Origin of the sequence: Sphingobacterium suaedae, from assembly GCF_042684625.1 — a bacterium.
GTDB lineage: Bacteria > Bacteroidota > Bacteroidia > Sphingobacteriales > Sphingobacteriaceae > Sphingobacterium > Sphingobacterium suaedae.
The window spans coordinates 405401-419140 of record NZ_JBHULR010000003.1 but is presented as its reverse complement, the minus strand read 5'-3'; the positions used below and the strand labels follow the sequence as shown (position 1 = coordinate 419140).

Here is a 13740-nt window from a genome sequence, read left to right as displayed (position 1 = left end):
CCTCTTTTTTATGTGTTTTCTACTCTATTCAAGAAAACAAATTGCCCATCGAATACGTCCAGCTGAATGACGGAGTCTCGAGAAACCTTTCCAGCAAGAATTTCTTTTGACAATTCGTTGAGTATCCGTTTCTGGATAACCCGCTTCAGTGGGCGAGCTCCATATATGGGGTCGTATCCCAGTTGGCCGAGCCAATCCAATGCATCTTCACTGGCAGATAGGAAAATGTTCTGTTCGGCCAACTGTTTTTGAATGCGTTGAAACTGCATCCGCACAATATCTCCAATTTCGGAACGGCTCAACGGTGTAAACATAATGACTTCGTCGATACGGTTGAGAAATTCGGGTCTGATGGATTTTTGTAGTAATTCAAATACCTGATCTTTCGTTTTTGCAACCACCTCATCCTTGTTCTCGTCACTCAACCGCGCAAAGTTCTCTTGAATTAAATGAGATCCTGTATTGGATGTCATAATGATAATCGTATTCTTAAAGTTTACAACGCGTCCCTTATTGTCCGTCAAATGCCCATCATCCAATACTTGGAGTAAGATATTGAAGACGTCTGGATGGGCTTTTTCGATTTCGTCCAATAATACCACTGAATAGGGGCGGCGGCGCACGGCTTCTGTCAACTGCCCGCCTTCATCATACCCGACATAACCCGGAGGAGCGCCAATCAATCGAGACACGGCGTGTCGTTCTTGGTATTCAGACATATCGATCCTAACCATCGCTTGTTCATCATCAAAGAGAAATTCTGCGAGCGCCTTGGCCAATTCGGTTTTCCCAACTCCAGTCGTTCCAAGAAAAATGAATGATCCTATGGGGCGTTTTGCATCACTAAGACCAGCACGGGAACGCCGGATAGCGTCTGCAATAGCCTCAATGGCTTCTTCTTGTCCCGCCACACGCTTATGCAATTCTTCCTCTAAATTTAACAACTTCTCACGCTCCGATTGGATCATTTTATTGACCGGGATACCTGTCCAGCGAGAAACAACGTCTGCAATATCCTCAGATGTTACTTCTTCTTTTAGCATGCGGCTGCCTTGTTGCTTTTCAGCAAGTTCGGCTTTTAGTTGCTCGACTTTGTCTTGTGCCTCCTTAATCTTTCCATAACGTAATTCTGCCACTTTTCCATAATCACCTGCTCGCTCTGCCTGATCTGCTTCCAATTTGAAGTCTTCGATGTTTTGAATTTCTTGATTCACCTTGTCAACAAGGCCTTTTTCAGATTGCCAAGCTGCTTTTAGCGAATCTCGTTCGCTCGACAAATTGGCTATGGTTTCTGATAGTTCAGCGACTTTTTTCTCGTCGTTCTCCCGTTTTATAGCCTCCCGTTCGATTTCGAGTTGCATAATTCTTCGATCCAACTCGTCTACGGATTCGGGAACGGAGTCCATCTCTAGCCGGAGCTTAGATGCGGCTTCATCGATCAAATCGATTGCCTTGTCTGGGAGAAAACGATCCGTGATGTAGCGCTGAGACAATTCTACGGCAGCGATGATAGATTCATCTAAAATACGCACTTTATGGTGTGTTTCATACCGTTCTTTTAATCCGCGTAAAATAGAAATCGCATCCTGCGTATCGGGTTCGTCGACCATGACCTTTTGAAAGCGGCGTTCCAGCGCTTTATCTTTCTCAAAGTACTTTTGATATTCGTTTAACGTTGTTGCCCCGATTGCGCGGAGCTCACCTCGAGCTAATGCAGGTTTAAGTATGTTCGCCGCATCCATCGCTCCTTCACCGCCACCAGCGCCCACAAGCGTATGAATTTCGTCAATAAAGAGAATAATTTCGCCATCGCTATCGGATACTTCTTTGACAACTGCTTTTAGTCGTTCTTCAAACTCACCCTTGTATTTCGCACCGGCAATCAGTGCCCCCATATCGAGTGAAAATACAGTTTTTGTTTTTAGATTTTCCGGAGCATCGCCTTTGATAATGCGGTAAGCTATCCCTTCTGCTATCGCCGTCTTACCTACGCCAGGTTCGCCAACGAGGATGGGGTTGTTTTTGGTGCGTCGGGATAGAATTTGCATGACTCTTCTGATCTCTTCATCTCGCCCAATGACTGGGTCCAGTTTGCCAGATTCGGCGTATTCATTTAGATTTCTGGCATATTTACCTAGCGCATTGTAGGTCGCTTCGGCATTTTGATCGCTGACACGATTATTGCCTCTCAACTCTTTAATAGCTAATTTGAGGTCTTTTTCGTTTACACCTTGGCCTTTTAACAACGTGGCGATTTTATCAGCTGCAGAAAGAAGCCCCAAGAGGATATGTTCAATGGACACAAACTCATCGTTGAATTCTTTTAGATAAGTTTGCGCTTTTTGAAGCACGGACGCCAACGTATTACTGATATAGACATTGCTTCCACTCACTTTTGGTAATGCAGCAATTTCTTTATCCACTTCGGCAGAGATGTAGTTGATGTTTACGTTCAGCTTTTTCAACAAATGTACAACGACATGCTCATCTACCGCAAGTAAAGCTTTCAGCAAGTGAGCTGGTTCAATGGCTTGTTGCTGGTTCCCAGCAGTGATTTCCGATGCCTTCTGTATGGCTTCTTGCGCTTTTATGGTATAATTGTTAAAATTCATATGTATTGCTCGTTAGATGTCCTTATTTTTAATTCCCACAACTATAGTTGCTGTTAAGCCATTAACAATTTAGATGCCTTTTTGATTTCATTTCATTTTCCGGAAAATATGACATTCTTTATTATAGATAAGTGTCAAATTGTCTTGTGTGTATTCTATTGTTCTGAATGTCAAATGAGTAGGGGAGTCCATTGTATTTTTTTTATCTTTCGTTTGGAAAAAACCGATGGGCTTACGATATTTGCAACACCGACCGGTACCACGGATGGTATAAAGCCTCCTTAGCTCAGCTGGTAGAGCAACTGACTTGTAATCAGTAGGTCATTGGTTCGATCCCGATAGGAGGCTCAGCAAGAAAGCTCGACATCTCATGTCGAGCTTTTTTTATTGCAGTAACATCGCCTCTTTATGACGTAGAATCTGGAATATTGTCGGATGCTGGTTCTCTTGCAATACCGAAAGATGATAGGGCGCCGGAAGCATGATTTTGTAGTTCCGCGCTCCGTTCGGGATAAAAAACAGTACACCATGCTCGTGACCTTCTTCATCCACTAATAACGTATATTTCTCAACCGGCTCATGAAGACGGTTTTGCTGTTGTAGCACCTTTAAAAGCTTCTCCATAATTAAAATGCTCCCGGATCATCTCCCTCTTGTAACACAAGTGTAGCCGTATTCGTGTGAATGCGAAGCCTGTTGCTAATGCTCGATGTAAACAAACGTTCTAAAAAGTTCCGGTTTCGTTTAACAACACACAAAAGATCGACCCGATGATGCTGAATATAATTATTTAACGTGTGCTCAATAGACTGATCAAAATCCAGGAAAACAAATTCTAGATTACCTGCGGCGAACACCTTCTCCCATCGATCGGCCGTAGCAATAATATCTACATTTTTATCTTTATAGACATGCACACATTTTACCTTCACATGAAATCTGTTGGCGATTTGGAGGATATCCGCCAATGCCGCCTCGTCTTTTTCTCGAAAAAGTGTCGTAAACAGAATCTCTTGTATACCCTGGTATGAAGCCTCTTTAGGTACCGAAAGGACTGGAATCTTTACGCCCCTGATTACACCTAATGTATTCGACCCAAAAATTTTATCAATGATACCCTCTGCTCGGTTTGTTCCCATGACAACTAATTTGATGTCTTCGTGCTTAATAACACGTTGCGCATTTGTCACCACCGTTCCCTCTTCAAAAAGAAAGGTCATGGGCACATGCGACCGGTCGTTCTCTTCAGCTATCTGACGGAGGGAGGTTGTATGTTTTTTAAAGTTTTCAAACTGATGTAGCTCGTAATTTTCGTAAACTTCCGGCACCAGTTCTGGTTGACCTGCATGCGTGGAGGACAATACAGGCTGCATATACGTGTGTAAAATGTATAATTCGGCTTGCATTTCTTTCGCTAAATGCAAGGCATAAACGAAAGCATTGTTCGCAGCTGGCGAAAAATCAGTCGGAAATAGTATCTTTCTCATGGCTTACTTTTTATATACCTAATTTACTTTTTTTTTTGCGCTTCTCCAACGACTGTGATTCGAATCATTTTTTTATCGGACCTGTAGCACATGTATTATACGAACCGTTTATTCAATTATAAAAAACAGGTGTATATGGCAAGATTGTAAAAAGCTGTTTAGGTATTTGTATATTATTCAGTAAATTGGTGTACCGAACAGACGATTTATAAGTGAAGATTGTTCAAAAAATTTGGAAGAAAGAAAAGCCACTTTCCTTGCGGGAGGCATTGGCGGATTGTGTTTTGGATAAAACTGAGCGAGGTAAGTCATTCTTATACAAAAAGTACTATGGTTATGTGATGGCTGTTGTGTTGCGCTATATATCGATTGAAATGGAAGCTGAAGAGGCGGTGAATGAAAGCTTCGTAAAAGTGTTCAGAAAGATTAACACGTTTGAGATGCACTTGGAAGATTCAATCTTAGAGAAGACCTTTAGATCATGGTTAGCTCGAATAGCTGTCAATACATCTATTGATCTATTGCGTACAAAAAAAACCACTAATTTTTTTGATGACACACCCGACGAGGAGTTGGCGTCACATGCGACTGTTATGGCCGATAGACTTGGGGTGGAAGATATTTTAAAACTGTTGCAACGTATCCCTGATATACAACGCTCTATTTTCAATTTATTTGAAATCGAGGGATATTCCCATGAGGAAATTGGAAAAATGCTTAACATTCCGGAAAGTACATCCCGAACGTATCTTACACGGGCTAAACAACGGTTGCGAAAGTTATATATTGAGGAGTTTAGTGTTTCGCAAAATGTACATTCTTAATTGCGGATAAACATGAAAGAAGATAATAAAAAGGAATTAATCGAAGTCATTAAAGAGGGGCTGAAACAGGCACCATTGCCGTCCTATAAACCTGGGGCTTGGGAGGCTTTCCATTCCCGATATAGCCAACAGGGAAGCGTACGACGAATGATTCCGTTATGGGCTACAGCCGCTGCTGTAGCAGTTGTAGCGTTTGCTGCCGTCACTGTTTATAGAATGGGTGTGCAAGATATACCGGAGGAGCGGCAAATTGGGCATGAACCGACAATTGTTCAACGCGAACCTAAACCAATGGCACAAGGAGCACCTTTTACTGATACGGAGGGGGATGACGTAGCCCTCGGCGGTGTAAAAACCTCACGCCCCGTAGCCCCTAATAATGGTCATGGAATGGTGGGGCGAGAAAAGCTTCTTACTGAACAGGTTTATCAAAACATCCCGGAAGTACCGATGGCCGGGATAGCGATAACCGCTTCTTTGGCTCGGCCCCAACCTGAAAGGCAGTCTCAAATGTACCGTGCACGCTTAGCCTCGAAAGAGCCGGTACCGGAATTGGCAACTACAGTACTTGGCGATCAACTAGCCTCGGCACAATCGGTTGATCCTAACTTAGCGCGTCGACAAGACGTGGGAAGAGATTTACGCCCTAGAAAATTGCAAATAGCCGATAGACTAGAACTAGGGGCATTTTTAAGCCCTTCGACAACGAACCAGAGTTTCGATGTAGGCGGGGGATTGGTACTGGCCTATAAATTGAGTAATAAATTAGCCGTGCGTACTGGTGCTTCTTTTAACCAATATGAAGTTGGTATTTTGGCGTCTGAGCTGGCATCAGAAGGAGGGGGGCGCATGGACTCCCCGGTGGACGGAGCGCAGTTGATTTCAAAAGAAGTGCCTTATCGTGTCAACTCCATTCCGCTGCCTAATCTGAACTCTGTAACAGGAAAAATCCAGACATTGGATATTCCGGTGGAGTTTCGATACCATCTTTCGAAGGATTTTTATGCGACTAGCGGTGTTTCGTATGCCGTTGTATTGTCGCAAGAACGTTTCAATCACTACTCCGGTTATTCGGATGTTCCGACTTACTCCAGTGCTTCCGATTCTGACTCTCCGACAAACAAGCCCGTAAACAAGGTGGAGAGGACAGAACCATCTGCGGAAGAAAATGTTCATTCCAACGGATTTGGAGGATTTGTGAATTTTTCCATCGGTCGAAAAACGCAACTTGGCAAGTCTATGAAAATTTCAGTAGAGCCTTTTGTTAAATTGCCAGTAGGACAGTTTAAACGTGCAGATATGAATTATACGAACGGAGGTATTAAAATTATTACCCATTTTTAGGTCTACGGCTGCTTAAATTTGATCAATCCGAATCCACCCCATTCCTGCTGCGATGGCTCCTTGTACACCCGGATTACCGTCTTCGAACACCAAACAATCTTTCGGATCTACGTCAAGGTGCTTGGCTGCCAATAAAAAAGGTTGAGGAGATGGCTTTCCTTCTGCCGTGTCGCCAGCGCAAACCAGTGTTTCGAATTTTCCCAACACGTTGATTACCTCAAGCGTTATTTGAAGCGTTGAGCGTGATCCACCTGATACGATACCAATTTTTTTCTTTCCAACGTTGGCCAGCAAATGAGCTAACACATAATCAATAGGTTGGGTGTCCCGTATAAAACGCTCAATAAAGATAGCGGACTTTCTTTTCGCAAAATGCAACAGATCGAATTTAACGCCATATCGCGTACTTATTTCTGCTGCTACATCGATGGTTGGCCAACCTGCGAGTTCGTCGACAATACGATCGTCGAGATCAATACCGTGCTCAGCGGACGTCGCCACATAGGCTGCCCGGTGGGCCGCCATGTTGTCGGCCAGTGTGCCGTCTACGTCATAAAGCAGGGCTTTATAGGACTCGGATTTATCTTGTAAAAGTTGAAATTTCTTTTGTGCTAGGGCGTTCATGGTGCAAAAATAAAAAATCTCAGGTGTATACCTGAGATTTTTTATTTTTGTGCCTTTCTCCGCGCTTTTTCTTTCATAATTAAGCCAAGCTCTCTGCCCGTTTGTCCGCCAACCGATGTGTTCTCCTGAGCACGCCTGAACAAATAGGGCATAACCGCCTTAACGGGGCCGTAAGGCATGTATTTGGCTACATTGAAACCGGCATTGGCTAGGTTGAACGATAAGTTATCAGACATACCCAAGAGCTGAGCAAAAAAGACATGCTCATTTTTAGGAGAAATTCCTCTTGCAATCATTTCTTCGGCTAGCAAACGAGAACTCTCTTCATTATGGGTACCAGCCATTAAACCGATGCGGTTAATATGATCCAAGCAAAAGAGGATAGCTTCATTATAATCTACATCTGAAGCTTGTTTATTCGGTTGAATGGGCGATGGATAGCCTTTCTCGGCTGCACGCTCGCGCTCAATCTCCATATACGCCCCACGGACAATTTTAGCGCCCAAATAAAAATTCTGAGTTTGCGCATAGGCAAAATCCGCCTTCAATGAAGCTAATTTATCGTTTCTGTACAATTGATACGTATTGTAAACAACCGGACGCTCTTGGTTATACTTTTCCATCATTTCGCGTGCAAAATCATCGATCGTGTCCTGTATCCAAGAATGCTCTGCATCAACTAGCACCTTGATTCCTGCATCATGGCATGCCCGGCAAATACGATCAATACGCTCGTATACCCTGTCAAATTCTGTTTTCTCACTATCGGTTAAACGCTGCTTAGCATCCACTTTAGCAAATAAATCAAATCGTCCCAGTCCCGTCGGCTTAAATACACAGAAGGAGATCAACGAATTGTTTTTTGCAAACGCAACGGTTTTCAAGATCTCCTCACAGGTTTGCTCGAAGCTTTCCTCGGAGTCCTCTCCCTCCACAGAGTAATCCAAAATGGTGGTAACAGCCCCCCGACCAAGCTCTGTAATTGCTGGTGCACACCCTTCAATTGATTCTCCTCCACAAAATTGTTTATAGATGGTATTCCGAATAATGCCCTGAATAGGCAATCCTATTTTTAATGCAAACGTGGTGAGTGGCGTTCCGACCTTAATTAAGGTGTTATTGGCTACCATTTTAAAAAGCCAGAACGCTTTTTCCAACTCCTTATCACTCTTATTTTGAAAAGCTACCTTTGTATTGTTAAAATCTAATTCTATCTGACTATTTGCAGAAATCATATGTTTAAAAATTAATGGTCAAAATTAAATATTTATTTTGAATAGCCTTATATTTACAACCTGCTTTAAGCTATTTATTTGAAAATTATGCAAACGTTTCCGTTACGAGGAGAATATATTCAATTGATTCAATTGCTCAAGGCATTGAATTGGGTTGAACATGGGGCGATGGCCCAGTATGTGGTAGAGGAGGGGCTTGTCAAGTATAACGGTGAAGTGGATTACCGAAAAAGATTGAAAGTCAGAACGGGCGACGTCGTCGAATTTGAAGGACAACAAGTTAAAGTTATATAAATAAAAAAACATGACAAAACAGATAGCCAGCCTCGGTTACTCGGTATATTTTGAGAATGATCTCAACTCTTTAGCCCCTTTTATCGCTGAACGTGCTTATTCACAGGTTTTAGTATTGGTGGATAGGAATACGAATGACCACTGTCTTCCATTACTACAAGCCGCGCTTCCAAACTTAACAGACTATGATATCATAGAAGTGGATCCAGGAGAAGAAAACAAAAATATTGACTTTTGTATAGGCGTATGGAAGACGATGCTGGACTTTGGCGCCGACCGAAAAGCCTTATTAATCAATCTAGGTGGAGGAGTGGTAACCGACATGGGGGGATTTGCGGCGTCTACCTACAAACGTGGTATTGATTTCATTCAAATTCCAACCACGTTATTGTCGCAAGTTGACGCTTCTGTGGGGGGAAAGACGGGAATAGATCTGGATAATGTAAAGAATATCATTGGCACTTTTACGCAGCCTCAGGCCGTTTTTATCAGCTCAAAATTTTTGAAAACATTAGATGATAGACAGCTTCGTTCTGGGCTCGCAGAGGTCATTAAACATGGACTCATATTTGATCGATCACTTTTCGAACAAATCCATGCGATAGATCTTGAAAAAGATGATCTTGACGACATTATATACCGATCGGTTGCCATCAAGAACGAAGTGATTATGCAAGATCCCGTGGAAAGCGGGCTCCGAAAGATTTTGAATTTTGGACACACCATTGGTCATGCGATTGAAGGATATTCTTTATTGCATGATGCGTCGCCCTTGTTGCATGGTGAAGCAATCGCTTTAGGAATGATTTGTGAAGGTTACATCTCGACAAGAATAGCAGGGCTATCAGATGCTGATTTACAACAAATTATACACGTTTTTACTAATCGATTTGATAAGTATGTTTTTTCACCGGCCATTTACGATGATCTACTGACGCTTATGCAAAATGATAAGAAAAATGAACAAAAAAAACTGGGTTTTGCGCTACTTTCTTCCATCGGAAAATGTGGATATAACTATTTTGTAGATGAGCAACTTATCGTCGAAAGCTTGGACTTTTACCTTAATTTGAAGTAAAGATGAGGAATCGATCGTTTTTAGCAGTCCTTTTGGTAAGTATTGTACTATTCAGTGCATCCGCCCAAAAACGGGTGTTGATTTTCACGAAAACGACAGGCTTTCGACACAAAAGTATACCGAAAGGTGTAGAGACAGTACAAAGGTTACTAACAGCAGAAGGTATATCGACGGTGCATTCCGAGAATGCCGATTATTTCTGTGCGGATAGTCTCGCGTTGTTTGATGCGGTAATCTTTTTAAGCACTACCGGTGATATATTAAGTAATTCACAAAAACAAGCCTTCCAGCAGTTTATTCGAGGTGGAAAAGGTTTTGTAGGTATTCACGCTGCTTCGGATACCGAATTTAATTGGCCATGGTATGGCCAATTGGTAGGCGGATATTTTTCACGCCATCCCGAAGTTCAGGAAGCTAGGATAAATGTGTTAGATCAGAATCACCCCGCAACTAAGCATTTGCAACAGATTTGGTGGCATAAAGATGAATGGTATGATTTTAAAGATGTACAACCTGGATTGCATATATTAATGAATTTAGATGAAGGTTCTTACAAAGGTGGCGGAATGGGCAAGATGCATCCGATAGCATGGTTTAGGACGTTTGATGGCGGACGTACGTTTTATACCGGTTTGGGCCATACTGACGAATCGTACGATGTCGATAATTTTCAAAAACATCTGGTGGGTGGTATAAAATATGTATTGCACATGGAATAAAATTCCTTAAACAAAGAATTAAACGGCTAAGACTGAAAGGGTTTAGCCGTTTTTGTTTAAAAAAAAACGGAAGGTGTTTTTATTTCGCAAACGATTCCGTAATTTAGATGTGACAAGACTATTGCTAACATTGTAAACGAATTTCTTATGACGTAAATGCTTTTACCTCAAGCGCGCATATGCGCAAAAAATCAATCTAATCAAATAAACTAATACTGTAAACCTTTTTTTGCTTTCACCATGAAAAAACTTACAAATTTTTCTGGGTGCCATTCCTTTGCCCAAAAAAAACATCTCAAACAGGCGCTGTGGATTACCGGCGCATTGCTCGTCCTCCATCAGGACGTTTTCGCTGCTACTGCGTTTGGAACCAAACATGCTGGTTTGATCCCGATAGTTAAGGACCAGCAAGAAAAAACAGTTCGTGGTACCGTTGTTGATGCCAACACGAAGACACCGTTAGCTGGTGTTACGGTAAAAGTAGTCGGAAAGTCAAGCGCAACATCTACCGACCAAAATGGTGTTTTTGAAATAAAGGCGGTTCCAAATGACGTAATTGAAGTCAGCTTTATTGGATACCTGGCGGGTAGGTTGACTGTCCAGTCCAGTACGGCAAGCGTTACTGTAGATCTCCAGCCGGATAATAGCAACTTGGAAGAAGTGGTGGTTACCGGGTATGGCGCGCAACGGAAAAAAGATTTGACCGGTTCCGTCGCTGTCGTAGATGTTGCAGAATTAAAAGCCCAACCTGTAGCTTCTGCCGTGGAGGCTCTTCAAGGACGAGCAACAGGTGTTCAAATTGTAAATGACGGAGCACCGGGATCGACACCTCAGATCAAGATTCGTGGATATAGTACGATTAATAACAATGAACCGCTTTACGTCATAGATGGCGTGCCGTTTGAAGGAAAGCTTAGCTGGCTGAATCAAAATGACATTGAATCCATGCAGGTATTAAAAGATGCTTCTGCCGCATCAATTTACGGATCAAGAGCAAACAATGGTGTGGTTATCATTACAACAAAATCGGGCGTCCAAGGAAAGCCTCAAATTTCCTTTGATTCCTATGTAGGCCTTCAAACACCCCGGGAAAATACATTTCCAAAAATGATGACTCCGCAGCAAGTGTATGATTTAAATAATCGGCTAAACGGCACGAATCTAGCTCTACCGGATTATTTACTCGCGGGCGCGTTAGGTCGAGAAAAAAACAGTGAGATAACTCCGGCAGATGTGGATATGTCGAAATACAACTATTCACGGGATGCTGCCACCTTTTATCAGATTACAAAGGCGAATAAAGCAGGTACAAATTGGTTTAAAGAACTGTCTCAGAACGCGCCCACCCAAAGCTACCAATTGAGCGCTACCGGGGGAGGAGAAAATGCGACCTACGCGATGTCGGCGGGCCATTTGAAACAAAAAGGATCAATTATCCATAGCGGATTTGAACGATTTAATGTACGTGCGAATACCGTTTTTAAAGCTTTTAATGGAAAGTTGAGGTTTGGTGAAAATCTACAATATGGGTATACGAAAGGCTTCGGTGTGGGGGTAAACCCGAACACAGCCGGCGGCTATATGGAAGAAGGTAGTTTATTGGGGTTTGCGTTTCGCATTCAAAATATAATTCCCGTATACGATGAGGGTGGAAACTTCGCGGGCTCAAAAGGAGGATGGGGAAACGGGCAAAACCCTGTAGCGATGGCATATCGCGGTAAAGATGATGTCAATAAGAGCAACATGTTCTTCGGAAATGCCTACGCAGAATACGATCTCTTAGACGGATTAACCTTTAAGACAAGTTTCGGTATAAAGTACGAAAACTACACGGGAGTAGATATCACGTACCCGAATCCGGAGTTTTCTGAAGGGTCTTTTAATAATAGCTTTCGGGAATATGCTGGATACAACACGGAATGGACATGGACGAATACATTGAATTGGAGGAAAGTTATTGATAAACATAATCTGAATATATTAGCAGGAACGGAAGCTATAGATAACCGCTCTCGAGACATTTCCGCTAACAGGAATGGTTACTTTATATTAAATAGTTTAGATTACTTTTATCTAGACGCCGGAACCTCCAATTTCGGGAATACAGGGATCGGAGCTTTGGGGGCTCTATTTTCGATCTTCGGAAAAGTAGATTATAGTTATGATGATCGATATATTCTGAGTGCGACGGTACGTCGGGATGGATCGTCAAACTTTGGGGAAAAGAATAGATATGGTGTTTTTCCCGGTATCAGTGGCGCATGGCGCTTGTCGAATGAAGCTTTCATGAGCTCTGCTAAATGGATTTCGGACTTGAAACTTCGGGTAGGTTATGGTGTAACGGGAAATCAACGCATACCATCCTTTCAATATATGAATCGGTATGCATCGATCATTAACGAATCGTCTTACCCGATAAACGGGCCGGTAAAGACAGGAATTTGGCAAAAATCATATGCAAATCCGGAAGTGAAATGGGAACAGGTCAATGCCCTGAACCTTGGGGTTGACTTTACATTGTTTAATGGAGATTTTGATGGAGCGTTTGACTACTACGATAAGAAAACTAAGGATATGTTGTTCCGAGTTCCGTTGCCGGCAGCAGCCGTCGGTAGAGCAGAATCGCCCTATGTGAATGTAGGAAATATGCGTAACAAAGGTGTGGAATTGGCTTTGGGCTATCATTACGGTCATCGGCAGGAAAGCGATTTTCGACTAGATTTGGCTGGAACGATTTCTAGAAATGTAAATACTGTGGAAGCGCTTGCACCTTCCATTTCCTCTCAAATCTATGGGAATTTTAGAAGCATGCAGACGACGATACTGAAACCAGGGGAACAGTTTGGCGCGTTTTATGGGTATCAAGTAGCAGGAATTTATCAAAGTGATTCCGATGTTTCTGATTCGCCGTCCTACGCAGGAGCCCGTCCAGGTGGACTAAAATTTGAAGATCTGAATGGTGATGGGGTTATTAACGATGCCGACCGGACAGTGATTGGATCTCCTCATCCAGATTTTGTTTACTCATTAGGTATCAATACATCGTATAAAAATTTTGATTTCTCTGTGTATTTCTATGGTTCACAGGGGAATGAAGTATATGATGCGACACGATATTTCACGGATTTTAGTGTGTTTTCGGGGCAGAAAAGTGCCCGCCTGCTTGAAGCATGGAGTGAAGACAACCCAACAAGCACAACTCCTTCCCCTACAGTAAATGCATCGGCATTTGAGTATGCCTCATCTTCCTATTATGTGCAAGATGCGAGTTTCCTTAAATTAAAAAATATGCAATTGGGCTATAATGTTCCGGTAAAAAACCTGTTCGGAGAAAGCACCTCCGTCAGTAAACTTCGCGTGTATCTCGGCGTCGCAAATGTTTTCACGATTACGAAATATGACGGATTAGATCCTGAGGTGACTGCGACTTCAAGTGATTATCCCGCCCTCGGTGTAGATTTTGGTGTATATCCTCAAGCTCGTCAATACACATTTGGAGTAAGTTTAGGTTTTTAACTATAAT

General features: G+C 42.5%; 11 protein-coding genes and 1 tRNA gene. 7 read left to right on the top strand and 5 right to left on the bottom strand.

The genetic code is table 11. The features are described 5' to 3' along the window. Window positions 1-8: 8 nt before the first annotated feature. A complete protein-coding gene (gene clpB, locus ACFSR5_RS05230; RefSeq protein WP_380901425.1) occupies window positions 9-2612 on the bottom strand; it encodes an ATP-dependent chaperone ClpB in 2604 nt (867 codons plus the stop codon). Window positions 2613-2887: 275 nt separating this feature from the next. Here clpB and ACFSR5_RS05225 point away from each other — a divergent pair. After that, a tRNA-Thr gene (locus ACFSR5_RS05225) sits at window positions 2888-2960 on the top strand. A 36-nt stretch (window positions 2961-2996) separates the two neighbouring features. Here the strand turns inward: ACFSR5_RS05225 and ACFSR5_RS05220 are convergent. Both ACFSR5_RS05220 and ACFSR5_RS05215 read right to left on the bottom strand, forming a co-directional pair. Continuing rightward, the gene (locus ACFSR5_RS05220; RefSeq protein ID WP_380901423.1) at window positions 2997-3236 is read right to left on the bottom strand and encodes a hypothetical protein; all 240 of its coding nucleotides are present in this window, start codon (window positions 3234-3236) and stop codon (window positions 2997-2999) included. 2 nt (window positions 3237-3238) lie between these two features. After that, window positions 3239-4099 carry a universal stress protein gene (locus ACFSR5_RS05215; protein WP_380901421.1) on the bottom strand — a complete coding sequence of 287 codons (861 nt, stop codon included), beginning with the start codon at window positions 4097-4099 and terminating at the stop codon, window positions 3239-3241. 212 nt (window positions 4100-4311) lie between these two features. Between ACFSR5_RS05215 and ACFSR5_RS05210 the strand changes: the two genes are divergently transcribed. Further along, window positions 4312-4923 (top strand): RNA polymerase sigma factor, encoded by a 612-nt coding sequence (locus ACFSR5_RS05210; RefSeq protein ID WP_380901419.1) that lies wholly within the window; start codon window positions 4312-4314, stop codon window positions 4921-4923. 12 nt (window positions 4924-4935) lie between these two features. Further along, window positions 4936-6267 (top strand): outer membrane beta-barrel protein, encoded by a 1332-nt coding sequence (locus ACFSR5_RS05205; RefSeq protein WP_380901417.1) that lies wholly within the window; start codon window positions 4936-4938, stop codon window positions 6265-6267. A gap of 12 nt (window positions 6268-6279) precedes the next feature. On the opposite strand, the gene ACFSR5_RS05200 is transcribed toward ACFSR5_RS05205, so the two are convergent. After that, window positions 6280-6891 carry an HAD family hydrolase gene (locus ACFSR5_RS05200; protein WP_380901415.1) on the bottom strand — a complete coding sequence of 204 codons (612 nt, stop codon included), beginning with the start codon at window positions 6889-6891 and terminating at the stop codon, window positions 6280-6282. 41 nt (window positions 6892-6932) lie between these two features. Further along, window positions 6933-8126, bottom strand: a complete 1194-nt coding sequence (locus ACFSR5_RS05195) for a proline dehydrogenase family protein (protein ID WP_380901413.1) — start codon at window positions 8124-8126, stop codon at window positions 6933-6935. Between the two features lie 87 nt (window positions 8127-8213). On the opposite strand from ACFSR5_RS05195, the gene ACFSR5_RS05190 reads away from it, so the two are divergent. The 4 genes from ACFSR5_RS05190 (at window position 8214) to ACFSR5_RS05175 (ending at window position 13733) form a co-directional block, all read left to right on the top strand. Continuing rightward, on the top strand, window positions 8214-8420 hold the full coding sequence (locus ACFSR5_RS05190) for an RNA-binding S4 domain-containing protein (protein WP_380901411.1): 207 nt from the start codon (window positions 8214-8216) through the stop codon (window positions 8418-8420). A 10-nt stretch (window positions 8421-8430) separates the two neighbouring features. Further along, the gene (aroB, locus tag ACFSR5_RS05185; protein WP_380901409.1) at window positions 8431-9498 is read left to right on the top strand and encodes a 3-dehydroquinate synthase; all 1068 of its coding nucleotides are present in this window, start codon (window positions 8431-8433) and stop codon (window positions 9496-9498) included. Between the two features lie 2 nt (window positions 9499-9500). Then, window positions 9501-10217: a ThuA domain-containing protein gene (locus tag ACFSR5_RS05180; protein WP_380901407.1), complete on the top strand. Its 717-nt coding sequence runs from the start codon at window positions 9501-9503 to the stop codon at window positions 10215-10217. 240 nt (window positions 10218-10457) lie between these two features. After that, complete coding sequence (locus ACFSR5_RS05175; RefSeq protein WP_380901405.1) at window positions 10458-13733, top strand: SusC/RagA family TonB-linked outer membrane protein; 3276 nt, start codon at window positions 10458-10460, stop codon at window positions 13731-13733. Window positions 13734-13740 lie beyond the last annotated feature (7 nt).